The sequence below is a fragment of the Mesorhizobium sp. B2-1-1 genome (assembly GCF_006442975.2).
Classification (GTDB): Bacteria; Pseudomonadota; Alphaproteobacteria; order Rhizobiales; family Rhizobiaceae; genus Mesorhizobium.
This window is the reverse complement of record NZ_CP083954.1, coordinates 4477922-4501454: the sequence shown is the minus strand read 5'-3', so window position 1 is coordinate 4501454 and position 23533 is coordinate 4477922. Positions and strand designations below refer to the sequence as shown.

20 protein-coding genes and 1 tRNA gene are annotated in these 23533 nt (G+C 63.4%); 9 read left to right on the top strand and 12 right to left on the bottom strand.

Annotation, left to right across the window (positions count from 1 at the left end):
- Positions 1–83: 83 nt before the first annotated feature.
- From FJ972_RS22215 to FJ972_RS22205, 3 genes are read left to right on the top strand one after another with little or no spacing between them, the layout of a single operon-like run.
- Positions 84–1007: an ABC transporter permease subunit gene (locus FJ972_RS22215; RefSeq protein ID WP_140494801.1), complete on the top strand. Its 924-nt coding sequence runs from the start codon at positions 84–86 to the stop codon at positions 1005–1007.
- Positions 1000–2118: an ABC transporter permease gene (locus FJ972_RS22210; RefSeq protein WP_140520753.1), complete on the top strand. Its 1119-nt coding sequence runs from the start codon at positions 1000–1002 to the stop codon at positions 2116–2118. Before FJ972_RS22215 ends, FJ972_RS22210 begins: the two co-directional genes overlap by 8 nt.
- A 1-nt stretch (position 2119) precedes the next feature.
- Positions 2120–3739, top strand: coding sequence for an ABC transporter ATP-binding protein (locus tag FJ972_RS22205; RefSeq protein WP_140520752.1), 1620 nt, complete (start codon positions 2120–2122; stop codon positions 3737–3739).
- 26 nt (positions 3740–3765) lie between these two features.
- Here the strand turns inward: FJ972_RS22205 and FJ972_RS22200 are convergent, their stop codons facing one another.
- Positions 3766–4110 (bottom strand): hypothetical protein, encoded by a 345-nt coding sequence (locus FJ972_RS22200; protein WP_140520958.1) that lies wholly within the window; start codon positions 4108–4110, stop codon positions 3766–3768.
- Between the two features lie 304 nt (positions 4111–4414).
- Here FJ972_RS22200 and FJ972_RS22195 point away from each other — a divergent pair, with 304 nt between their 5' ends.
- Positions 4415–5533 carry a glycosyltransferase family 9 protein gene (locus tag FJ972_RS22195; RefSeq protein ID WP_140520751.1) on the top strand — a complete coding sequence of 373 codons (1119 nt, stop codon included), beginning with the start codon at positions 4415–4417 and terminating at the stop codon, positions 5531–5533.
- 131 nt (positions 5534–5664) lie between these two features.
- Here the strand turns inward: FJ972_RS22195 and FJ972_RS22190 are convergent.
- Positions 5665–5741: transfer RNA gene (locus FJ972_RS22190), tRNA-Pro, on the bottom strand.
- Positions 5742–5938: 197 nt separating this feature from the next.
- Between FJ972_RS22190 and FJ972_RS22185 the strand changes: the two genes are divergently transcribed.
- Together FJ972_RS22185 and FJ972_RS22180 are read left to right on the top strand one after the other, a co-directional pair.
- Positions 5939–6100, top strand: a complete 162-nt coding sequence (locus FJ972_RS22185; protein ID WP_181165182.1) for a hypothetical protein — start codon at positions 5939–5941, stop codon at positions 6098–6100.
- A gap of 10 nt (positions 6101–6110) precedes the next feature.
- Complete coding sequence (locus FJ972_RS22180; RefSeq protein WP_140520750.1) at positions 6111–8351, top strand: AGE family epimerase/isomerase; 2241 nt, start codon at positions 6111–6113, stop codon at positions 8349–8351.
- A 30-nt stretch (positions 8352–8381) separates the two neighbouring features.
- Here the strand turns inward: FJ972_RS22180 and betB are convergent, their stop codons facing one another.
- From betB to betI, 5 genes are read right to left on the bottom strand one after another with little or no spacing between them, the layout of a single operon-like run.
- Positions 8382–9845 carry a betaine-aldehyde dehydrogenase gene (gene betB / locus FJ972_RS22175; RefSeq protein ID WP_140520749.1) on the bottom strand — a complete coding sequence of 488 codons (1464 nt, stop codon included), beginning with the start codon at positions 9843–9845 and terminating at the stop codon, positions 8382–8384.
- Between the two features lie 56 nt (positions 9846–9901).
- Positions 9902–11554: a choline dehydrogenase gene (betA, locus tag FJ972_RS22170; protein WP_140520748.1), complete on the bottom strand. Its 1653-nt coding sequence runs from the start codon at positions 11552–11554 to the stop codon at positions 9902–9904.
- A gap of 3 nt (positions 11555–11557) precedes the next feature.
- A complete protein-coding gene (locus tag FJ972_RS22165; protein ID WP_140520747.1) occupies positions 11558–12565 on the bottom strand; it encodes a threonine/serine dehydratase in 1008 nt (335 codons plus the stop codon).
- On the bottom strand, positions 12562–14091 hold the full coding sequence (betC, locus tag FJ972_RS22160) for a choline-sulfatase (RefSeq protein ID WP_140520746.1): 1530 nt from the start codon (positions 14089–14091) through the stop codon (positions 12562–12564). The genes FJ972_RS22165 and betC overlap by 4 nt, the downstream gene beginning before the upstream one ends.
- Positions 14088–14678 carry a choline-responsive transcriptional repressor BetI gene (gene betI / locus FJ972_RS22155; RefSeq protein WP_140520745.1) on the bottom strand — a complete coding sequence of 197 codons (591 nt, stop codon included), beginning with the start codon at positions 14676–14678 and terminating at the stop codon, positions 14088–14090. The genes betC and betI overlap by 4 nt, the downstream gene beginning before the upstream one ends.
- A 186-nt stretch (positions 14679–14864) precedes the next feature.
- Here betI and FJ972_RS22150 point away from each other — a divergent pair, with 186 nt between their 5' ends.
- Together FJ972_RS22150 and FJ972_RS22145 are read left to right on the top strand one after the other, a co-directional pair.
- Positions 14865–16031, top strand: a complete 1167-nt coding sequence (locus FJ972_RS22150) for an acetyl-CoA acetyltransferase (RefSeq protein ID WP_140520744.1) — start codon at positions 14865–14867, stop codon at positions 16029–16031.
- Between the two features lie 26 nt (positions 16032–16057).
- Positions 16058–17062, top strand: coding sequence for an asparaginase (locus FJ972_RS22145; RefSeq protein ID WP_140520743.1), 1005 nt, complete (start codon positions 16058–16060; stop codon positions 17060–17062).
- A 12-nt stretch (positions 17063–17074) separates the two neighbouring features.
- On the opposite strand, the gene FJ972_RS22140 is transcribed toward FJ972_RS22145, so the two are convergent.
- A complete protein-coding gene (locus FJ972_RS22140; protein ID WP_140520742.1) occupies positions 17075–18451 on the bottom strand; it encodes a TIGR03808 family TAT-translocated repetitive protein in 1377 nt (458 codons plus the stop codon).
- A 117-nt stretch (positions 18452–18568) separates the two neighbouring features.
- Here FJ972_RS22140 and greA point away from each other — a divergent pair, with 117 nt between their 5' ends.
- Complete coding sequence (greA, locus tag FJ972_RS22135; RefSeq protein WP_140520741.1) at positions 18569–19045, top strand: transcription elongation factor GreA; 477 nt, start codon at positions 18569–18571, stop codon at positions 19043–19045.
- A gap of 9 nt (positions 19046–19054) precedes the next feature.
- Here greA and FJ972_RS22130 read toward each other — a convergent pair whose 3' ends face one another.
- From FJ972_RS22130 to FJ972_RS22115, 4 genes are all read right to left on the bottom strand, one after another.
- The gene (locus FJ972_RS22130) at positions 19055–19444 is read right to left on the bottom strand and encodes a type II toxin-antitoxin system death-on-curing family toxin (RefSeq protein ID WP_140520740.1); all 390 of its coding nucleotides are present in this window, start codon (positions 19442–19444) and stop codon (positions 19055–19057) included.
- Positions 19441–19662 carry an AbrB/MazE/SpoVT family DNA-binding domain-containing protein gene (locus FJ972_RS22125; RefSeq protein ID WP_140494768.1) on the bottom strand — a complete coding sequence of 74 codons (222 nt, stop codon included), beginning with the start codon at positions 19660–19662 and terminating at the stop codon, positions 19441–19443. The genes FJ972_RS22130 and FJ972_RS22125 overlap by 4 nt, the downstream gene beginning before the upstream one ends.
- A 111-nt stretch (positions 19663–19773) precedes the next feature.
- Complete coding sequence (scpA, locus tag FJ972_RS22120) at positions 19774–21894, bottom strand: methylmalonyl-CoA mutase (RefSeq protein WP_140517950.1); 2121 nt, start codon at positions 21892–21894, stop codon at positions 19774–19776.
- The gene (locus tag FJ972_RS22115) at positions 21891–23333 is read right to left on the bottom strand and encodes a methylmalonyl-CoA mutase subunit beta (RefSeq protein ID WP_140520739.1); all 1443 of its coding nucleotides are present in this window, start codon (positions 23331–23333) and stop codon (positions 21891–21893) included. The genes scpA and FJ972_RS22115 overlap by 4 nt, the downstream gene beginning before the upstream one ends.
- Between the last annotated feature and the right edge of the window lie 200 nt (positions 23334–23533).

The window sequence follows — 23533 nt, the reverse complement described above, 5'->3', positions numbered from 1 at the left end:
CATGGTGCGAAGATGAGAGGTGCCAGAGCGCTGCGGGCGTCCGGTTGGATGCCCGTCACCCTGGCCGAAGCAGGGCACCGCCGATGCTACGCTACATTTTCAGGCGGCTTCTGACCGCCATTCCAACGCTATTCGTCATCGTGACCTTGGCGTTCTTCCTGATGCGCGTCGCACCGGGCGGCCCGTTCAACCAGGAGCGGGGCCTGAGCCCCGAGATCAGGGCCAATCTTGAAGCCCAGTTCGGGCTCGCCGACCCGCTCTGGCTGCAATATGTCCACTATCTCGGCAATCTCCTGCGCGGCAATTTCGGCCCGAGCTACAATATGCCGGACTTTACCGTCACCGAGCTTTTCGCGAAGGGCTTGCCTATTTCCATTCAGCTCGGCGCCTCCGCGCTGATCTTGGCGCTGCTGCTCGGCAGCGTGCTCGGTACCATTGCGGCGCTCAACCAGAACAAACTTGGCGACTACACGGTGATTGCGCTGGCAACCGCGGGCAGCACCATCCCGACCTTCGTCATCGCGCCGATTATCCAGCTCGTGTTCGGATTGACCTGGAAGCTGTTGCCGATCGGCGGCTGGGGCGATGGCGCGCTTATCAACAAGATCGGTCCCGTGCTGACGCTTGCCCTGCCGCAGATCGCCATCGTCGCCCGCCTGATGCGCGGCTCGATGATCGAATCGCTGCGCTCGCATCACATCCGCACGGCGCGCGCGCTCGGCCTGTCCGACTGGTCGGTGGTGGTCAAGCACGCGCTGCGCGGCGCCGTCCTGCCGATCGTCTCCTTCACCGGTCCGGCTGCCGCCGCCCTGCTCACCGGCTCGATCATCGTCGAGACGATCTTCTCCATTCCCGGCGTCGGGCGCTACTTCGTCGATGCCGCGCTCAACCGCGACTACACGCTGGTGATGGGGACGGTGGTGGTCATCGCCATCTTCACCATCGTCTTCAACCTGATCGTCGACGTCATGTATGCCGTCGTCGATCCGAGGGTGCGCTATGACTGATATCGCGATCGCCGCACCGGTCGTCGGCCGTTCGCTGTGGGGCGATGCCTGGGCGCGCCTCAAGGCCAACCGCGCCGCCATGTTCAGCCTCTACTATCTGATCCTGATCGCCGTGATCAGCGTGTTCGGGCCCTGGTTCGTGCCGCACCAATACACCACCATCTATGGTGATTATGTGCGTACGCCGCCGAGCCTGTCGGCCTATCCGAAGCCGGACATGATCGAGACCGCGCTTAATGAGGCGATCAAGCGCATGCGTGTCGACATCAAGGACTGGCGCCAGGACGGCAATCGCGTCTTCGTCACCGTCACCTCTAGCAAGGCGATCGACGACCGCAACATCCGCTATCTCGACCGGTCCGACGCCTTCGACGACACCAGGATCGAAAGCAAGTCGCCTGACGGCCTCGAAGCGACGATGAGCGCCTCGGTCAAGCAGCAATATTTTCTTTTCGGCACCGACAACACCGGCCGCGATCTGTTGTCGCGGACGCTGATGGCCGGGCGCGTTTCGCTGGCCATCGGTCTGCTCGCCGGCGTCGTGGCCGTGGCCATCGGCGTGCTCTATGGCGCCACTGCCGGTTTTGCCGGAGGCAGGGTCGACGAGGTGATGATGCGCATCGTCGACGTGCTTTATTCGCTGCCCTTCATCTTCTTCGTCATCATGCTGGTGGTGTTCTTCGGCCGCAACTTCGTGCTGATGTTCCTGGCGGTCGGCGCCGTGCTGTGGCTCGACATGGCCCGCATCGTGCGCGGCCAGGCGCTGTCCATCCGCCGCCAGGAATATGTCCAGGCGGCCGAGGCCATGGGCGTCGGCCAGCGCGGCATCCTTTTGCGCCACGTCATTCCCAACCTGCTCGGGCCGGTGGTGATCTACATGACGCTGCTGGTGCCGCAGGTCATTATCCTGGAGAGCTTTCTGTCGTTCCTCGGGCTCGGCATCCAGGAGCCGATGACCAGCTGGGGCGTGCTGATCTCGGTCGGCGCCAAGAATATCGGCACTGCAAACTGGCTGCTTCTGTTCCCTGCCTTCTTCCTGGTCTCCACCTTGTTCGCCCTGAACTTCGTCGGCGACGGCCTGCGCGATGCGCTCGACCCCAAGGACCGCTAAGATGGACGCAGCAGAGACCATTCTCAGCGTAAAGGATCTTCGCGTGCGCTTCCGCACCCTCGACGGCGCGGTCGAGGCGGTGAAAGGCATCAACATCCACGTCAAGGCGGGCGAAACCGTCGCCGTGGTCGGCGAATCCGGCTCCGGCAAGAGCCAAACGATGATGGCGGCGATGAGCCTGCTGGCCTCCAATGGAGAAGCCACCGGCAGTGTCGATTATCGCGGCCGCAATCTTCTGACGCTAAGCAAATCCGAGTTGAACAAGGTCCGCGGCCGCAAGATCAGCATGATCTTCCAGGAGCCGATGACCTCGCTCGATCCGCTCTATTCGATCGGCAACCAGCTGATCGAACCGATTCGCCGGCATCGGGGCTTGAATGCGGCGCAAGCGCGCGAGGAGGCGCTCAACCTGCTCAGGCTGGTGCATATTCCCGATCCCGAACGGCGCATGAAATCCTATCCGCACGAAATGTCGGGTGGCCAGCGCCAGCGCGTCATGATCGCCATGGCTTTGGCAAACGATCCCGATATCCTGATTGCCGACGAACCAACGACGGCGCTCGACGTCACCATCCAGGCGCAGATCCTCATGCTACTTGCCGAGCTGCAGCGCAAGCTCGGCATGGCGATCGTCTTCATCACCCACGATCTCGGCATCGTGCGGCGCTTTGCCGACCGGGTCTATGTCATGCGCTCCGGCGAGGTGGTGGAGGAGGGGGACGCGCAAGCCATCTTCGCCAGTCCTCAGCATGCCTACACCAAGATGCTGCTGGCCGCCGAGCCGACCGGAACCAAGGCGCCGCCGCCGGCCAATGCGCCGGTCCTGCTCGAAGGCAGAAACGTCGAGGTTACCTTCCGTATCGGCGGCGGCTTTCTGGCCGGCGAGCCGCTGATGCTGCGCGCCGTCGACCACATCTCGATCAGGCTGAGGCGCAATCAGACGATCGGCATCGTCGGCGAATCAGGCTCTGGAAAATCGACGCTTGGCCGCGCTTTGCTGCGGCTGTTGCCGAGCGATGGCGTGATCCGCTTCGGCGACCGCGATATCTCGACCGCCGACCGCCAGACGATGCGGCCGCTGCGGCGCCAATTGCAGCTGGTCTTCCAGGATCCGTTCGGTTCGCTGTCGCCGCGCATGACCATCGGCCAGGTCATCACCGAAGGGCTGCTGGTGCATGAACCGAACCTCTCGGGCAAGCAGCGCGACCAGCGCGCCGTCGAGGCGCTGCGCGAAGTTGGCCTCGATCCCAACTCGCGCAATCGCTATCCGCACGAATTCTCAGGCGGCCAGCGCCAGCGCATCGCAATCGCTCGCGCCATGATCCTCAAGCCCAAGCTGGTGGTGCTGGACGAGCCGACCTCCGCCCTCGACCGCTCGGTGCAAAAACAGATCGTGGAGTTGCTGCGCAAGCTGCAGGCCGACCATGAGCTGTCTTACCTCTTTATCAGCCACGACCTCGCCGTGGTGCGCGCTATGGCCGACTACATCATCGTCATGAAGCAGGGCAAGATCGTCGAGGAAGGGCCGACGGAAGACATTTTCAGCAATCCGCAGGCCGGCTACACGCAGACGCTGATGAGCGCCGCAATCGATGTCACGCGGTTTCGTTTGAGTGCGTGAGGCGAGCCCGGCAGCGGCGCCTCAGCTCAATTCCCAAGCCCTGGGCATCTGCGCGCCCTGGCGGCGGCCATGGCCGCTTGCTGCTGCTTCAGCCGATCGATCCTGGTCGTTTCGCGATTGGCGACGGCGGCCTTGACGCTTGAGCCGCCCAGCAGCCATCTCGGAACACTGGTGCTGGCGACCTTGCCCCGCGTGATGGCTGTCTGCGAGATGCCTTTGGCGGCTTCGCCTATGGCGCTGTTCAGTTCGGCGCATGTCATCTTGTCGTAATTGGCCGGATCGATCGATCCGCTGGTCGACGCGCAGCCTCCGATAAGGGCGAGGAGGAGCACGGGGATGAACGGCCTGCTGGGGGTCGAATGCAATTTCATGTCCACGACCTTACTCCAGCGTAAGCGACCATGGCCACCCTCCGATATGTCCGCATCCGTGCGGACGCCGAAACGAACCGGGGTCATTCACATTCACGACGGTCACGAGTTCGGCCTCGGCGGAAGCCTTGAAAGAGAGCCTGCGAGCCCCATCTGCGTTGACAAATATTCCTGGTTGGTTGATGGCTGAGGCGATATCCTATATCAGCGGACAGAACGAGCTTGTCATTGCGCGGCTATTGCCTACATCGATCGTTTGTCGAAAATTTTGGATTCTTTTTGGCTGAAATGGAATAGTCATTCCATGAAAAGTTGGATCAAGAATTCAAAAGAGCCGGCAAAGGCACTGCCGAAGGCTGGCAACGTACAATCAATACTCATAAATCAGACGAAGTTTATCGGGGATGTTGTTCTAACTTCGGTTCTGGTCAGGCATCTGCGGGCAGAGTTTCCGAACGCGACGATCACCATGCTATGCCAGGCGGCGCTGGCGAAATTCGTTCTGGAGCAAGGCATCGCCGACAGCGTGGTTTCGCTCGATCGCGGCAAAATGCGCGGCTCCCCTTTCGAGCGCATGTCCGGAATGACCAGGCTCCTGCACGATCTGAGGAAGTCGGATTATGATCTTATCATCGATCTGTCCGACTCCAAGACATCACGGCTTGTGATGCGCTTCGTCAAGGCGCCTTTTCGCGTAGGCTATGTTCCATCGGAGCAGCCCCTGAAATTCTGGGAGCGCCAAAGCGCCAACATCTTTGCCGCCACATACGGCCATGGCGGCGAGCATTATCTGCATCGGTACCTGTCGCCGCTGTTTGCCCTTGGCATTCCTGTGACCGATCCTATTCCGTCCCTCAAGCCAACCGAATCCGGTTCGCGTCAGGCAAAGCAGCTGCTTGCCCGGCACGAACTGGAAACGAAGTCGTTTGTCGCCGTCCATGCCGGCGCCAGTTTCCCAGGCCGTTGCTGGCAGCCTGACCGTTTCGCATCGGTCCTGGGAGAGATTTACCGTCGAAAGGGTCTGCGGGCGGTCATCGTTGGCGGCCCGGACGAGGCAGGTATCGCAGGCAAGGTGTTGGATGCGGCAACATCGCCGATCGTAAATCTCGTTGGCCAGGCACCCCTGACCACCCTTTTGCCCCTGCTGGGCGAGGCCCTGATCTTCCTGGGCAACGAAAGCGGACCCATGCACCTGGCCGCGGCCATGAAAACGCCCGTCGTTGGCCTGTTCGGTCTGACCCAACCTGACATCTGGGGGCCTCTTGGCGTTCCCAACCGTACGCTGCAGCCTCCGATGCCATGCAAGTGCATAGCGCCGGGCCTCTGCAAGGTGGGCAATGCAGGGGGCGTTTATTGCGTTCAACGGCTTGACGCCGCCGACGTCACCAAAGCGGCAATCGAACTCATAGAACGCGTCAGCTAAACCAACTCCAGGAAAAGTGCGCAGCGGTTTTTCCGTCCGGAATTGCGTAAAGCGATGAATTGGAGCAGGCGACGATCAAACATCGAGCCGCTGCGGCGGGAACAACAAACACGCGTATCGCTTTGTTTTTCTGGTCGGAGTGGCAGGATTTGAACCTGCGACCCCCTCGTCCCGAACGAGGTGCGCTACCAGGCTGCGCTACACTCCGTGACCAGACCGCGGGCTTATAGCCGCCGCATCTGGTTCCTGCAAGCGTCAATGGCAGCACTTCTGTCGCATTTCGCCAGCTTTCTTCGCGAGCCTGTTTCAGCGCCTCGAATAAACGCCGCTTAAAGGGCTTCCGTGGTAGGGCCCCGGCAAACGTTTGCGCGATTTGTGTTTCCAGCCGCCCGGAGATTTCCAGTCTTGACCCCCAGGATCGTTGGCGAAGCACGGCCCAACAGTTTCGGATTGCCGGAGCTTGTCGTGGTGGTGGAGAGCCCGGTATCGTCGCAGCGGCGCCGGCAGACGTTCGACGCGGTGCTGCGCCGTAGTCCGGAAGTCGGCGACTACAACCAGATCTTTTGACAAGGGCATCATGAGCCAGCGCATCGTCAGTTTCGTCATGAGCGGCGGCGTCGGCTCGCGGCTCTGGCCGCTGTCGCGCGAGGACAATCCCAAGCAGTTCCACGACCTTTCGGGCGACGGCTCGATGCTGGCAAAGACCTTGCGCCGGCTGGCGTCACGGCCCAGCGGCGATACGCCCATCTTCATGATCGCTTCCGAACGCCATGCCGAGCGCGTCCATGCCGATCTCGCCGGCATAAACCTTGCCGGCGGTGGGCCGCTGTTCGAACCTACCGGCCGCAACACCGCCGCGGCGGTGGCGCTGGCAAGCCTGCGCACGCTCGCCGAATTCGGTGACGAACTGGTGCTGGTGGTGCCGTCCGATCACGAGATTTCGACCGCGCGGCAATTCTGGCAGAGCGTCGAGGCGGGCACCGCCGCTGCCAGCGCCGGGCGGCTGGTGGTGTTCGGCCTCAAGCCGACACAGCCGGAGACCGGCTATGGCTACATCGAGGTCGCCGCCGAAAGAGCAGGCGTGTTCGATGTCTCGCGCTTCGTCGAAAAGCCGGACCTTGCCACCGCCCAGGCCTATCTAGAAGCCGGCAATTTTCACTGGAACACCGGCATCTTCCTGTTTCGCGCCGGGGCCATGCGCGATGCCTTCGCAGCTTTCGAGCCGAAAATCTGGCAGGCGACCGAAGCTGCCTACAAGGCTGCGACATCGGACCTTTCCGGCTTTTACATGCCGCTGGACCTCTACGGCGCCATTCCTTCGGTCTCGATCGACTATGCCATCATGGAGCGGGCAAAGGACATCGCCATGGTGCCGGCCAGCTTTCGCTGGAATGATCTCGGCTCCTGGCAGTCGCTGCTCGATGTCGGGCCTGCCGATAGCCAAGGCAATGTCATCGCCGGCGACGTCGTCGCCATCGACTGCGAGAATTCCTATATCCGCAGCGATGGCCGGCTGCTGTCGGCCATCGCCATGAGAGATGTCGCCATCGTCTCGACATCGGATGCCACCTTCGTCGCCCCGGTCAGCCATAGCCAACACGTCAAGAAGATCGTCGAGCAGCTCGAAAAATCCGGCCGGTTGGAAACCCGCTTCACGCCTGCCCACGACCGGGTCATCGAAAGCGGCGCTTGGCGTCGCCGCGTCCATCACTGGCTGTTTCAGGAGACGCTTCCGCTGTGGTCGACATCAGGCGTCGACGAACGCTATGGCGGATTCCACGAGGCTCTTGGCTTCGACGCCACGCCGCTGATGAAGCCCAAGCGCATGCGCACGCAGGCCCGCCAGGTCTACGCCTTTGCGGTCGCCAAGCAACGCGGCTGGGACGGCCCGGCCGACCGGCTCATCGCCCACGGCATCGACTTCATGGCCGGAAGCGGCCGAACGGCAAGGGGCGGCTGGGTGCGTACCCTCGACATCGACGGTTCGGTCGCCGACCCGGTCGAGGACGCCTACGATCATTCCTGCGTGCTTCTGGCGCTGGCGCATGCCCACATGTCGGGCCATCCGGATGCGCTGCGGCTCGGCGAAGAGACCTTCGCCTTCCTCGATGCCCATCTCGAGGATAGCCGCATGACCGGCTTTCTCGAAACCTCGGACGGGCACGGCGAGCGGCGCTCCAATCCGCACATGCATCTTCTGGAAGCCTTCCTCGCCTGGCACCAGGCGACAGGCGAGCGCGCTTATCTGCGCCGCGCGGCGCGCATCATCGACCTGTTCCGCAGCCACTTCTTCGATCCCGAAAGCTGGACGCTGGGTGAATATTTCGACGCCGGCTGGAGGCCCGTGGCGGGCGAGAAGGGCACCTGGACCGAGCCCGGCCATCATTTCGAATGGGCCGCGCTGCTTGTCGATTTCGCCGCTCGTAGCGGCCAGGCCGAACTGAGTGGCTTCGCCAGGAAACTCTATGCCTCGGCCATCGCCAATGGCCTCAACCGCGCCACAGGCCTTGCCTATGGCGCCGTCTCCCGGCAAGGTCTGCCGCTGGACCTGGTCTCGCGTAGTTGGCCACAGGCCGAAGCGGTCAAGGCGGCGATTGCGTTGGACGGTTCCGGCGGACCCGATCTCAAGCCGGAGATCGAGGAACGCGTAGGCCGGCTGTTCCGCTGGCACATCGACCCGGCGCCGCTGGGTCTGTGGATCGACCGCGTCGACGAGCGCGGCCGCTCGCGGGCATCAGATGTGCCGGCCAGCATTTTTTATCATCTCGTGTGCGCGCTGATGCAGTATCTGGATGGGACTGCCGAGAAGGGCGGCTGAGAAAGAGGCGCTGTCCCGACGACATTTTGCTCAATACGGGCTGACCACATCCCCGGTCTCGACATAAACCGCCTTCATCTGCGAATAGAGCGCCAGCGCGGCCAGTGAATTTTCTCGCCCGATGCCGGATTGCTTGATACCGCCGAAGGGGATTTCGACCGGGGTCAGGTTGTAGGCGTTGATCCAGCACGTGCCGGCCTGCAGCTCGGCGATGACACGGTGCGCGCGCGGCAGGTCGCGCGTGAACACGCCGGCCGCGAGGCCGAACTCCGTGTCGTTGGCGCGCTCGACCACCTCGTCCTCGCCGTCGAATTTCAGCACGCTCATGACAGGCCCAAAGATTTCTTCGCGCGCGATGCGCATGCTGTCGCTCACCCCGGTGAACACCGTCGGCTCGACGAAGAAGCCGCCTTCAAAACCTTGCAGCGAAGGCACGTTGCCACCGCAGGCGAGCGTGGCGCCTTCTTGCTTGCCCGCCGCGATGTAGGAGACGACCTTCTCCTGCTGTGCCTTGCTGACCAGCGGCCCCATCTGGGTTTCGGCATCGAGTGGGTCGCCGATGCGGATCTTCTTGGTTCGCTCGACGAGCCGGTCGACGAAGCGGTCATGGATGCCCTTCTGGACGAAGACGCGTGTGCCGTTGGAGCAGATCTGCCCCGTCGAATAGAAATTGCCGAGCATGGCGCCGCCGACGGCATTCTCGAGATCGGCGTCGTCGAAGACGATCAGCGGCGACTTGCCGCCGAGTTCCATCGTCGCGTGCTTCATCTTCGAGCCGGCGAGCGACAGCACCTTGCGGCCGGTCGGCACCGAGCCGGTCACCGACACCTTGGCCACGACATCGTGGCTGACCAGGCTGGCGCCGACATCGCCATAGCCTTGCACGACGTTGAACAGCCCGTCGGGCAGGCCTGCCTCGCTGTAGATCTCGGCCAGGGCCAATGCCGACAATGGCGTGTTTTCCGATGGTTTGAACACCATGGCGTTGCCCATGGCGAGCGCGGGCGCGGATTTCCAGCCGGCGATCTGGATTGGATAGTTCCAGGCGCCTATGCCGACGCAAACGCCGAGCGCCTCGCGCCGCGTGTAGGCGAAGGCCCCGCCCAAATCGACAGCCTCGCCATTGTAAGCTGCAACCGCGCCGCCGAAATATTCCAGGCAATCCGCGGCCGATGGCGCATCCGCCACCAGCGTTTCCTGAATCGCCTTACCGGTGTCGAGCGTCTCGAGGCGGGCAAGATCGGCGTTGCGGGCGCGCAAGATGTCGGCGGCGCGGCGCAGGATGCGGCCGCGCTCCACCGGCTTCAGCCGCGCCCAAGCCGGTTGCGCGGCACGCGCAGCCTCGATGGCGAGTTCCAGCACGTTCGGCGTCGCCGAGCGCAGCAGGGCGATGGTCTCGCCGGTTGCCGGATAGATGACCGGCAGTGGCGCGCCTTGCTCGTCGTCTATGTAGCGTCCGTTGACATAGTGCGATGCCGTTGGCTGGGCGCGCATAGGCTTCTCCAAATCGTCTTAGCGGCATGCCGATCGTGCGGTTGCACGATCATGCTCTATCTGTCGGACGCCTGCCAGCGGGGATTGATCCATGGTTCCTGGTTGGAAGGCGCCAGCGGCGTGCGGCCGAGAATGTGGTCGGAAGCCTTCTCGCCAGTCATGATCGACGGCGCGTTGAGGTTGCCGTTGGTGACGCGCGGGAAGATAGAGGAATCGGCTACCCGCAGGCCCTCGACGCCGATCACGCGGCATTCCGGATCGACGACGCTCGTGACCTCGTCGGCGCGGCCCATCCGGCAGGTGCCGCAGGGATGATAGGCGCTTTCGGCGTGATCCCTGATGAAGATGTCGAGGTCGTCGTCCGATTGCACGTGGCTGCCGGGCGAAATTTCCTGGCCGCGGAAGCCGTCGAAGGCCTTCTGGCCGAAAATCTCGCGCGTCAGCCTGATGCAGTGGCGGAACTCGCTCCAGTCGTCGGGATGCGACATGTAGTTGAAGTGGATCACCGGTTTCGAATTCGGATCCGGCGAGCGCAGCGTCACCGAGCCGCGCGACTTCGAGCGCATTGGCCCGACATGCGCCTGAAAACCATGCGACTTCGCCGCCGCCTTGCCGTCATAGCGCACCGCCGCCGGGATGAAGTGGTACTGGATATCAGGATAGTCGACCCCGGCGCGCGAGCGCACGAAGGCCGCCGCCTCAAAATGATTGGTGGCGCCAAGGCCGGTCTTGAAGAACAGCCACTGCGCCCCGATCATCGCCTTGGAAAACGGGTTGAGCACCGAATTCAGCGTGATCGGCTTTGTCGATTCCTGCTGGATATAAAGTTCCAGATGGTCCTGCAGGTTGCGGCCGACGCCGGGTCTATCGGCCACCACCGCGATGCCGTTTTCCCTGAGATGTTCCGCAGGCCCGATGCCCGACAGCATCAGGATTTTCGGCGAATTGATCGACGATGCCGCGACGATCACCTCACGTCGCGCCTTAACGACTTGAATCTGTTTGCGAGCTTCGATTTCGACCCCGATGGCGCGTTGATTCTCGATGATCACCCGTCGCGCAAAGCCCTTGACCAGGCTTACGTTTTTGCGCCTGAGCGCCGGCCTCAGATAGGCTGATGCCGCCGACCAGCGGCGGCCGCCGAAAATGGTCTGCTCCATCGGGCCGAACCCCTCTTGCCTGGAGCCGTTATAGTCGTCGGTCAGTTCGAAGCCGGCCTGGCGGCCCGCTTCGACGAAGGCGCCATAGAGCGGATTTTTCCGCGTGCCGCGTCGCACGTGCAGCGGCCCGCCATGGCCCCGCCAGCCGTCCTCGCCGCCATCCGCATCTTCCACGCGCTTGAAATAGGGAAGCACGTCTGCAAAACCCCAGCCGGCGGCTCCCTGTTCGGCCCAGTGGTCGAAGTCGCGGGCGTGGCCGCGCACATAGACCATGCCGTTGATCGAGGACGAGCCTCCGATCACCTTGCCGCGCGGCGTCGCCAGCACGCGGCCGCCGAGATGCGGCTCGGGCTCGCTGGCAAAACCCCAGTCGTAGAGGCTCATATTGAGCGGGATCGACAGCGCCGATGGCATCTGGATCAGCGGCCCGATATCGGAGCCGCCGAATTCGATAACGATGACCGAGTGCTTGCCATCCTCCGACAGGCGATAGGCCATGGCCGAGCCGGCGGAGCCGGAGCCGATGATGACGAAATCCGCTTCAAGCATTGTTCATATGCGCCCATCGTTCATATGCGTGATGAAATCGGCGAGCGAGACATTGCCGCCGGTAGCCACCACAAGGACGGTCTTGCCGGCCACATCCACCTTGCCGCCGAGCAGTGCCGCCAGCGAGGCAGCTCCGGACGGCTCAAGCACCAGCTTCATCCGCTCGAAGGCGATTTTCATTGCCCGCCGCACCAAGGCGTCGTCGACAGTGATGCCGCGAACGCCGGCGGTTCTGACCGCCGCGAACGGCGCGTCGCCGGGCCGCCGTGACATCAGCCCGTCACAGATCGAATTCGGGGCGAGCGGCATGGTCTCGATGCTGCCATGCGCCAGCGAGGCGCCCATGCCGTTGAAACCTTCGGGCTCGACGCCGATGATTTCCGTGGCCGGCGACAGGTAGTGGAAAGCGAGCGAAACGCCGCCGATCAGGCCGCCGCCGCCGACCGAGCAGAACAGCACGTCCGCCTTCGCGCCCTTGGCAGAAAGCTGCTCCAGCGCCTCCAGCCCGGCACCTGCCTGGCCGGCGACGATTTCCGGATCGTCGAAGGGATGCAGCAATGTCAGCCCTTCGGTCTCGGCGATCTCGCGCGCCTTGGCGGCGGCGACTTCCTCACGCGCGCGCTCGCCGTGATCGGTAAGCACCACGCGCGCGCCGTAGCCTGCTGTGGCGTCGCGCTTGGCGGCCGGCGCGTCGATCGGCATGACGATGGTGACGGGAATGCCGAGCGCCTGGCCCGCAGCCGCCAGTCCTTGCGCAAAATTGCCGGAAGAATAAGCGACGACGCCCTTCTTGGCTTCGTCGGGCGACAGCCGCTTCAGCCGCCAATAGGCGCCCCGAACCTTGAACGATCCCGCCCATTGCAGCGATTCCGCCTTGACGAAGACGCGAGCGGCGCCGGTTTCCCTGGCGAGCGCCGCCGATTCCAGCAGCGGCGTGATCTGCGTCGCCTTGGCGGTGACCGCATAGGCTTGCTTCAGGTGGTCGAGTGAGGGGACAAGCGTAGTCATCATTCGCCTCGAGGATACCGCTTGCTCTCCTCGAGAGTGTCGAGGTTCATGTGGTTGCGCATGTAGCGCTCGGACGCTTTCTGCAGCGGCTGGAAATCCCAGGGGTAGTAGGCGCCGTTGCGCAGCGCCCGATAGACGACCCAGCGGCGCGCCTGGCTTTCGCGCACCGCAGCGTCGAAAGCGGCCATGTCCCAGCGCGCCCGCACCTTGTCCATGAACGCCGCGACCAGCGGTTCGTTGGCCGGATCGGCCGCGAGGTTTTCCCGCTCCAGCGGGTCGGATTGGAGATCGAACAGTTGCGGCGCATCGAGCTCGCAATGGACGAACTTGTATCGGCCCTCGCGGATAGCCACCAGAGGCGCGTATGAACCCTCAGCCGCATATTCCATCAGCACAGGCGCGCTGCGCCGCTCACCGTCGATCAGAGGCAGCAGCGATTGGCCATCGGTCCATGGCGCGACGGCATCGATGTCGATGCCAGCGAGTTCGCAAAGCGTCGGCGTCACGTCGAGATTGGAAACCGGCGCTTCGATCAGCCCGGCCGCAACGCCCCTGCCGGCAATCATCAGCGGCACCCGCGCCGAGCCCTCGAAGAAGCTCATCTTGAACCACAGGCCGCGCTCGCCGAGCATGTCGCCATGGTCGGAGCAGAACAGGATGGTGGTGTTGTCAAGCATGCGCGTCCGCTTGAGGACGTCCAGGAGCTCGCCGAGCTTGTCGTCGACATAGGAAATATTGGCGAAATAGCCACGCCGCGAACGGCGCACCTGCTCAGGGGTGATCTGGAACGACGGATAATCGCTGGCGACATACAGCCGCTGCGAATGCGTATCCTGTTCGTCATACGCAATGAAATTGGTTTCCGGGTCGAGCGCCTTGCAATTTTCGTAGAGATCCCAGTACTGCTTGCGCGTGACATAGGGGTCGTGCGGATGTGACAGCGAAACGGTCAGGCACCAGGGCCGGCGCTCCTCATCATCCTGCTCCCGCGAAAGCTGGTAGAGCTTCTGCGTGGCGAGGAACACGACCTCGTCGTCATATTCCATCTGGTTGGTGGTTTCCGCAATGCCGGCCCCGGTCACCGAACCCAGATTGTGATACCACCAGTCGATGCGCTCGCCGGGCTTACGATAATCCGGCGTCCAACCGAAATCGGCGGGGTAGATGTCCGTGGTCAGCCGTTCCTCGAAGCCGTGCAACTGGTCCGGCCCGACGAAGTGCATCTTGCCCGACAGGCAAGTATGGTAGCCGGCGGCGCGCAGATGATGAGCGAAGGTCGGGATCGACGAGGCGAACTCGGCGGCGTTGTCATAGACTCCGGTGCGCGACGGCAACTGGCCGCTCATGAACGAGGCACGGCCCGGCGCACAGAGCGGCGAGCCGGTGTAATTGTTGCGGAAGCGCGCCGAGCGGGCGGCCAACGCCTTCAGATGCGGCGCGTGCAGGAAGTCAGCCGGCCCGTCCGGAAAGAAAGTTCCGTTGAGCTGATCGACCATGACGATCAGGAAGTTAGGGTGCTTGCGTGTCACTGCGTCTGCCGTCCGCTGAGTTTCGTTTCGAGATAGTCCTCGACCAATGCGATCGCGGTCGCGGCATCGGGCACGCCGTCCTTAAGCGCGCGCCTGATGTACAGCCCGTCGATCATCGCCGCCGTCACTTCGGCGACGCGGTCGGCCTCGGCTCGGGACAGGATGCCGGCCAGCCCGCTCATCAGGTTCGAATGCAGCCGTCGCGCATAAATCCTGAGCAGCCGGCGCAACGCAGCCGATTTCTGCGCCTCGACATAGAAGGCGAGCCAGGCGGCGATCGTTTCGGCCCGGAACTGGATGTCGGAGAAATTGACGGCCACGACCGCCGAGACGCGCTCGCGTGGGGAACCGGCGGATTGAAGCGCGCGCCGCATGTCCGTGGTCAGTTCGGCCAGGATATGCCGCATCGTCGCGAACAGCAGCTCATCCTTGGCGCCGAAATAGTGATGGGCCAGCGCCGACGACACGCCGGCGCGCCCGGCGATCTCCGACATCGTCACGTCAAGCGAGCCGCGCTCGCCGATCGCCGAGATCGTCGCGTCGATGAGCGCTTTACGCCGCAGTGGCTCCATTCCGACTTTCGGCATGCTGTTCCCATTGTTTCGGTGAAGTTATTTTTTATTGACGGGTCAATCAACAAAAATTCAGCCCAAACAACAACCGATTGTCGGCTCTGGCTCATCCGCGGACTGGAAAACGGTTCATTATTGAACAATATTGAGTGCTCAGGCCGCGATATGACGTGTTAGGATCCGCGGCAAATGGAGGTTGTCATGACCGCATGCATCGTTGGCTGGGCGCATTCGCGCTTCGGCAAGCTTGAAGGCGAAACATTGGAGAGCCTGATCGTCAAAGTGGCAACCGAGGCGCTCGACCATGCCGGCATTGGCCCGGACGACGTCGACGAGATCGTGCTCGGACATTTCAACGCCGGCTTTTCCGCACAGGATTTCACCGCCAGCCTTGTCCTCCAGGCCGACGACCGGCTGCGCTTCAAGCCGGCGACGCGCGTCGAGAACGCCTGCGCCACCGGTTCGGCCGCTGTCCGGCAAGGCATCCGCGCCATCGATGCCAATGCCGCCCGCATCGTGCTGGTGGTCGGCGCCGAGCAGATGACGACGACGCCTGGCCCCGAGATCGGCAGGAACCTGCTGAAAGCCTCCTATTTGCCCGAGGATGGCGACACGCCGGCCGGCTTTGCCGGCGTCTTCGGCAAGATCGCACAAGCCTATTTCCAGCGCTACGGCGATCAGTCGGATGCGCTTGCCATGATCGCCGCCAAGAATCACAAGAACGGCGTCGACAATCCCTATGCGCAGATGCGCAAGGATTTCGGCTACGAATTCTGCCGCCAGGAGAGCGAGAAGAACCCCTTCGTCGCTGGCCCGCTGAAGCGCACCGACTGCTCGCTTGTCTCCGACGGTGCCGCCGCTCTCGTCCTCACCGACACAGCGACGGCACTGAAGATGCGCCGCGCCGTCACCTTCCGCGCCAATGAGCACGTGCAGGATTTCCTGCCGATGTCGAAGCGCGACATCCTGACCTTCGAAGGCTGCGAGCAGGCCTGGAGCCGGGCGCTCAGGAATGCCGGCGTGACGCTTGATGATCTCTCCTTCGTCGAGACGCATGACTGCTTCACCATCGCCGAATTGATCGAGTATGAAGCCATGGGCCTGGCGAAGCCCGGGGAGGGCGCGAGGCTGGCGCTGGACGGCACGACCGCAAAGGACGGACGGCTGCCGGTCAACCCGTCCGGCGGCCTGAAGGCGAAGGGTCATCCGATCGGCGCCACCGGCGTGTCGATGCATGTGCTGAGCGCCATGCAGCTCGTCGGCGAGGCAGGCGGCATCCAGGTGCCCAACGCCAAGCTCGGCGGCATCTTCAATATGGGCGGCGCGGCGGTCGCCAATTACGTTTCCATTCTCGATCGGATTCGGTAAAAGCGACCCGCATCCGCGGGGGCAACATGACAAATCCGGTTCTGGTCGAAGTTCTGCGTGGCGCTATCGTCGAGAGCGCCCACCGAGGCGCGGTCGCGGTTTTCGATGCCGATGGCAAGCCGGTTCTTGAGATCGGCGACACATCGAGGCCGGTGTTTCCGCGCTCCGCGGTCAAGGCGATCCAGGCGCTGCCCCTGGTCGAAAGCGGCGCCGCCGATGCCTACGGCTTCGGCAACCGCGAACTGGCGCTGGCCTGTGCCTCCCATTCGGGCGAACCGGCCCATGTCGAACTGGCGCGGTCGATGCTCGCCAGGGCCGGGGTGGACGGGTCGGCGCTTGAATGCGGCGCGCATTGGCCGTCGAGCCATGACGCGACGATCGCACTCGCCCGCGCAGGCGGTTCCCCGAACGCTTTGCACAACAATTGCTCCGGTAAGCATTCCGGCTTTCTTTGCACCTGCGTCCATTCAGGCATCGAGCCTCAAGGCTATGTCAGGGCGGATCACGCCTTGCAGGAGATGGTGCGCGACGCCATGCAGGCGGTGACAGGAGCTCGCCACGGCGCCGACGAGCGCGCGACCGATGGCTGTTCGATCCCGACCTACGCGGTGCCGCTCAGGAGTTTCGCGCTTGGCTTTGCCCGCATGGTGACCGGCAGGGGCTTCGCGCCCGGGCGCGCCAGGGCGGCAAAGCGATTGTTGTCGGCTTGCATGGCCGAGCCGTTCTTCGTCGCCGGCACAGGCCGCGCCGATCTCGCGCTGATGCAGGCGGCGCCTGGCCGAATATTTGCGAAGGGCGGCGCCGAAGGGGTCCATTGCGCGGCGCTTCCCGAGCTTGGCCTCGGCATCGCACTCAAATGCGATGATGGTGCCGGCCGGGCCGCCGAATCCATGGTGGCCGCAATCATCGCCCGACTGCTGCGTGCGGACGAGGTTTTGGCGGCGAAGCTGCTCGAAATGGCGAATGCACCCATCGAAAGCCGGATAGGCGCCACGGTCGGTGCGCTCAGGCCGACGGCGGCACTGGCCTGAGACAGACGTTTCTCAACTGACGTGATTGCGCTCGACGGTCAGATGCGGAAAGCCGGTATCGGCTGACGCGGCGAGATCGCCCGTGGCCGGATCGGCCCAGCGCTGCCCGACAATGGCGCCATTGCGTGCGCCGTCGATGACATTGTCGGAGATGATGGCGGTTCCGGCACCGTCGACCACGCTGACGACGATGCCGGTGCCCGCTTTGCGGATGATGTTGCCGGTGGCCACGACGTTGCGCAGATACGGTCCCCAGCCGATCGACATGCCGTAGAGCGGCACGTTCTCGATGACGTTGTTGGACACGGTGGTGTCGGCCTCGACGCCGATGCCGACGCCGAATCCCGGCGGGTCGGCGGGGTAGGGGCCTGATGTCGACAGGTTGCGCACGATGTTGCCCGAGCAAACACCCATGCGTCCGCCTTCGTTGAAATTGACGATCGAGATGCCGTTGGCGGCACCATCGACGATGTTGTTGCTGATAACGGCGCCCTCGAACGAGAATTCGGAATAGACCGCCGTTTCGCCGGAACGCATGCAAGTGTTGCCCGATACTTGCAGATTGCTGGCGCTGTTGGCGCGGATGGCGGAGAATGCGCAGTCCGAAACAATATTGCCGGAGACGATCACGTTGGCGGCGCGGAAGGCATTGATGCCATTGCCGTTCTGGCCAGTGCCGCCGCCGCGCGCCGCGATGCGTTCGACCCGGTTGCCGGTGACGATGGTGCCGTCCTCCGCCGCCTGCCAGCGGTGCACGAGGATGCCGCCATTGGCGCAGTCGGAGACGGTGTTGCCTGTGATCGCCAGCCCTGCGGCCTCGACCGAATAGATGCCGGCGTCCGCCGCTCCGGATATTTCCGTGCGCTCGACCCGGCCCGCCGCGTGCTCGAGCGCCAGCCCGTTCTTGCCGCTGCCGGTTATCTGGCAATTATCGACGATGAGATGCGCCACGCGGCGCAGATCGAGCAGTCCTTGCGCGTAGTCGCCCATCGAGCGGTTTGAGCCGTCGAGGACCAGGCCGCTGAGCTCGATGTGATCGGCTTGTTCGGCCATGAACAGGTGGCCGTCGCCACCATAGACGATGCGCGTTGCGCCGGGCACGCCGGTAAGGCGCACCCGGCCGGGCAGCGTCAGGTTGGACACGACATAGGTGCCGGGCTGCAGGAACACCGGCATGTCGCGATCGCTGGCCTCGCGCAGCAGCTTGGCGAAAGCCTTGCTCTGATCGTCAAAGGTGCCGGGTTGCACGCCAAGCTCGGTGGCGTTGATCGATCCGCGCATCGAGGCTTTCTCGATGCCGGGCAAGCCCGCGGCCGCTGCCTTGCCCAGCGAAAGCCCGAACACGGCAAAACCGGCTGTCCGGACAAGTAGCTTGCGTCTGTTCAACATCGGCACAGGTCCTGGCGTTTTGCCCGTCTAGTGGCAGGATTCATGCCAGCCGGGACCTGCGTTCCCGGCGAGGGGCAATGACTTGTGAAGTCGTGAGGGCAGGCATAAGTTCAAGCAATGAGCAGAGCCTTTACCCGCGAGGAAGACAGCGAAAACGCCATCGCAGGCGTCGGCGAACGGCCGATCAGCCAACACCGCAACCTGGTGACGGAGCGTGGCCTGGCAATGATCGAGGAGAATCTGGCCGATCTGCGCGACATATTGGCCAAAGCCGAGCGGCGGGGAGACCGCGAGCGCATCGCACTGGTATCTCGCGACCTGCGCTATTGGACCGCGCGGCGCGAAAGTGCCGAGCTTTCGGTGCCCGAGCCCGGGAGCGATGTCATCCGCTTCGGCATGGGCGCCACGCTCGAAGCCGACGACGGCAAGAAGGTGCACTGGAAGATCGTCGGCGAGGACGAGGCTGACCCATCGAAAGGCAGCATTTCCCATGTATCGCCAATGGCGATTGCTTTGTTTGGCAAGAAGGTCGGCGATGTGGCCACCGTCAATGGCAAGGAATGGGAAATCGTCAAGCTGAGCGCGGGCGGCTGAACCCCAACATCAGTCCTCGGTCTTCACGATGTGGTCGCGAAAAAATGCGGCGGCACCCGCTTCATCGATCTCGCCGGCGGCGATAGCCATCACGAATTCATAAAGCGTGCCGTTGTCCGCCGTCAGGACGTGACCGTTGACGATCAGGAAGGCGCCGGTGGCGACAATAGCCGTGCGTTTGTTGCCGTCGCCAAAGGCATGATTTCTGGCAATGCCGAAGACATAGGCTGCTGCAAGATCTTCAATCGACGGAGTGCCGTAATTAGCCTTGTTCTCGGCCCGGGCCAGTGCCGATTCAAGTGCATTTTCATCCCGCAAACCTTGTGCGCCGCCATGCCGGCGCAATTGTTCGGCATGCATCGCCTCCACCGCGCGGCGCGACAGGAACTCCCAGTTCATTCGGCGAGCTTCTGAAGCGCGACCTTGTACTTGTCCATGACCTTGCGAGCAGCTTCCATCTGCCGCTCGAAACTATCGTCGACCGGTTTGAGGACGATGTCCTTGTCTGTTTCGAGAACCTGAAGCTGATCACCGGCTTTGAGATTCAGGCGGTCGAGTAGCTCCTTGGGCAGGATCACACCTTCGGAATTGCCGATCTTGCGAATGGTGGTGTTCATGCTGGATTGCTCCTGTTGCAACGTCAATTATAACTCGACCGCCGCACCGTTGCAACAGATATTATAACTTACGAATGGGAGGAAGGCCCGGACACACTCGTTGCCGATAACTCAGGACGCCAGCAGCCGGTCGATCAGCCGCTCCGCTGCTTGCGGGATCACGGTACCGGGCGGGAAGATTTCCGCCGCACCCGCTTGCAGCACGGCATCATAGTCCTGCGGAGGGATCACGCCGCCGGCAACGATCAGCATGTCGCTGTGGCCGAGCCTCTTCAGCGCATCCCTGAGTTCCGGGATCAGCGTCAGATGTCCCGCCGCCAGCGACGACGCGCCGACAATGTGCACATCCTGCTCGTGGGCGAGCTTCGCGATCTCCTCCGGCGTCTGGAACATGGCGCCGACGGTGACGTCGAAGCCGAGGTCGGCAAAGGCTGTGGCGATCACCTTCTGGCCGCGGTCATGTCCGTCCTGTCCCATTTTGGCGACCAGGATGCGCGGCTTGCCGCCGGTCTTCTTTTCGAACGCGCCGATCTTCTCCTGCAGCCGGTCGACGGCCGGATTGTCGCCGAGCGCCTGGCGGTAGACGCCGGAAATCGTCTGCACCGACGCGATGTGGCGGCCAAAGACCTTTTCCAGCGCCAGCGAAATCTCCCCGACCGTCGCATTGGCGCGCGCGGCGTGGATGGCGAATTCGAGCAGGTTCTCGCCGCTCTCGGCCGCGCGGGAGAGCGCTGCGAGCGCATTCTCGAGCACCGCGACGTCGCGCGTGCCCTTCAGCCGCTGCAGCTTCGATAGCTGCCGGGCTCTTACCTCGGCATTGTCGATCTTCAAGACGTCGACTTCGATATCCGCACCGGGCCGGTGCGCGTTGACGCCGACCAGCACCTGCTCGCCTGAATCGATGCGCGCCTGGGTGCGGGCGGCCGCCTCTTCGATGCGCAGCTTGGGAATGCCCTTCTCGGTGGCCGCGGCCATGCCGCCGAGCGCCTCGACCTCCTCGATATGGGCAAGCGCACGCGCTGCCAGATCATGCGTCAGCCTCTCGAGATAAGCCGAACCGCCCCACGGATCGATGATGCGCGTGGTGCCGGATTCCTTTTGCAGGATCAGCTGCGTGTTGCGGGCGATACGGGCCGAATGATCCGTCGGCAGCGCCATGGCCTCGTCGAAGGAATTGGTGTGCAGCGATTGTGTATGGCCCTGTGTGGCGGCCATCGCCTCGATCATCGTGCGGATGATGTTGTTGTAGGGATCCTGCGCCGTCAGCGACCAGCCAGAAGTCTGGCAGTGGGTGCGCAAGGACAGCGAACGCTCGTCCTTCGGCGAAAAATTCTTCATCATCAGGCTTGACCACAGCAGCCGCGCCGCCCTGAGCTTGGCGACTTCCATGAAAAAGTTCATGCCAACAGCCCAGAAGAAGGACAGGCGCGGGGCGAAGCGGTCGATGTCGAGCCCGGCCGCGACGCCGGCGCGGGCATATTCGATTCCGTCGGCAATCGTATAGGCGAGCTCCAGGTCCGCCGTCGCGCCGGCCTCCTGCATATGGTAGCCGGAGATCGAGATCGAGTTGAATTTCGGCATGTGCCTGGATGTGTAGGAGAAGATGTCCGACACGATCCGCATCGAGGGCTTCGGCGGATAGATATAGGTGTTGCGGACCATGAACTCCTTCAGAATGTCGTTCTGAATGGTCCCTGCGAGATCCTTCTGCGCAACCCCTTGTTCCTCGGCCGCCACGATGTAGAGCGCCATGATCGGCAGCACCGCGCCGTTCATGGTCATCGACACCGTCATCTCGCCGAGCGGAATGCCGTCGAAGAGCTGGCGCATGTCGAGGATGGAATCGATGGCCACGCCCGCCATTCCGACATCGCCGGCCACCCGCGGATGATCGCTGTCATAGCCGCGGTGCGTGGCGAGATCGAAGGCGACCGACAGACCTTTCTGGCCGGCGGCAAGATTGCGCCTGTAGAAGGCGTTTGACTCTTCCGCCGTCGAGAAACCGGCATATTGCCGGATCGTCCACGGCTGCTGGACATACATGGTCGGATAGGGTCCGCGCACGAAGGGCGGCATGCCCGGATAGGTGTCGAGATGCGGCAGCCCCTTGAGATCGCCCTGATTGTACAGATGTTTGACGGCAAGGCCTTCCGGCGTCATCCGCTGGCCCTTGATCTCGACCGGCGCCCGCCGAGGCGGCGCCCAGCCGACCTGGCTGAAATCCGGAATCAAGAAGCGGCTCCGATCGCTTGATCGATGCGGACCGGAAACAGCGGCTCGCACATGACGATGCCTTCCGTGAAGGCAGATCGCCGCTCCGCGGCCAGCGTCTCGACCGCGCGCTCGGTTTTCTGCGGATAGAGCGTGGCGCCGACGATGGCGCGCTCGCGGGATCGGAAGGCGGCAGCACGCTGGGCGGCGGCGGTGCGAACACGTTCCTGTATGCGTCCGTCCTGAAGGCTGGACAGCACGCCGCCCTCGGCCTCGATCGCCTGCAACTCGGACCAGGCCGCTTCGCAGAGGCCAGCGGTGAGCGCTTCGACGCCACCGGAGCCGCAGGCGGGATCGGCGACCTGATCGATGTGGCTTTCATTGCCCATGATCAACTGCGCGTTACGGGCCACGCGGCGTGCGAAAGGCGCCGGCAGGCCATGCGCGACGGTGTGCGGCAGGATAGCGATCGAATCGGCTCCGCCCGCCGCCGCGGCGAAGCAGGCGATCGTCGTGCGCAGGATGTTGGTCTCCGGGTCCAATGCCGTCATCATCCGAAACGACGTCTCGGCGTGAATATTGGCCGTCGAAGTCGGGATCGAGCAGGCTTCTTGGACGCGAGCCCACAGCCTGCGCAAGGCCCTGACCTTGGCCATCGACAGGAACTGATCCTGGTCGGCGCTCAGCGCAAACCCGATATGGGGCGCTGCGTAGACGAGCGGTTGCCGCGCTTTCTCGAACATCCTGAGATAGGAGACGGCCGAAGCGAGCATGATGCCAAGCTCCTGCGCCTCCGTGGCGCCGGCATTGTGGAACACCCGCCCATCCGCCTCGAGCAGCACGCCGGGCACGCCCATTGAAAAGAAATGTGCCAGCGATTGCGGCATGGATTCCTGCAGCGCCTCGATCGACATGCGCAACCGGCCGGTTCCGGCCAGGATCGCCGCCGGATCGATGCCGAAGGAGAGGTTGAGCTTTGCCGGATCGGAGCGGCGCTTGCCAAGGAACGCCACCAGCCAGTCGGCCATGGGGCGGCTCCATGGGTGGGCGTCGATCCGGATCTGGATGCGGTTTAACGGGATGCCGTCCAGAACCGTCTCCAGCGCCTGCGCCGTTCTCGGCAGGCCGTAGCCGAAGGCGTTCGGGGCACCTTCGAAGACGAGCGACAATCCCGTCGCGCCCTGCGCGACGTCCTCCAGCGCCTGGGCTTTGGCGCGACCAATGTCGGGATCGTCGATGCGCTGGCTGACGATCCACGGCGATCCGGGGTTGGCGCGCACGATCGGCTCGGCCGCCGCCGCGCGCTCATAAAGCGGTTCCACGCGGATGCCGTCATCGGTGTGCGAGATCAGTTTTTCCTCGAAAGATGCGCCGGCGAGCGCCTTTTCAGCCAGGGCCAGCCATCGCTGCCGGTCGGCATTCGGAACTTCGTTATCCCTGGTCAAGGCTCCGGCGCTCATCCACTGTCCTCGTCACTATGCGGCCGCATCAGCCTGGAGCACTTCAGTCTACGGGTCCCGGTGCGATACCGCAATGCAATGCGCTTCCAAGACTCGAATTCGATCCCTCGAGCGTACACCAGCCTTCGAGCACGAAGCATGAACGATTGCCAAACATGGGCAAAATCCGCAAGCTCCAAAAAAGGCCATTTTCGCCGATC